1 protein-coding gene is annotated in these 399 nt (G+C 62.9%); it reads right to left on the bottom strand.

Features of this window, described 5'->3' with window-relative positions; translation table 11 throughout:
• Positions 1–399: transposase (locus DZ860_RS24145; RefSeq protein WP_133305471.1), on the bottom strand; the 399-nt coding region annotated here is incomplete at both ends.

Below are 399 nucleotides of genomic sequence, written 5' to 3'. Positions count from 1 at the left end.
TTCGTCGGGCTGGAAGATATCGACGAGCCTGCCGATAAGGCCCCATAGTCCGTTCACGGTTCGCTCGCCGATCTTTCTGAGCATTGCCTTGAGGCGGGAGAAAGCCTTTTCGATCGGATTGAAGTCCGGGCTGTAGGGCGGGAGGAAGCGCAAGGAGGCGCCAGCCGCTTCGATCCGTTCGCGCACCGAGGCGCGCTTGTGGCTCGACAGATTGTCCATGATGACCACATCGCCGGGCCGAAGCTCGGGGATGAGCACTTGGGTAACATGGGCTTCGAACCAGTCGCCGTTGATCGGGCCGTCGAGCACCATCGGCGCAACCATGCCGGTCATGCGCAGTCCCGCGACCAGTGTCGTGGTTTTGCGGTGCCCGTGCGGATAGCCCATCCGCAGCCGCTC

Source organism: Vibrio sinensis, from assembly GCF_003605645.1.
GTDB classification, from domain to species: Bacteria; Pseudomonadota; Gammaproteobacteria; order Enterobacterales; family Vibrionaceae; genus Vibrio; species Vibrio sinensis.
Note: the sequence above shows the minus strand (reverse complement) of the source record. Positions and strands in the feature narration are given on the sequence as shown.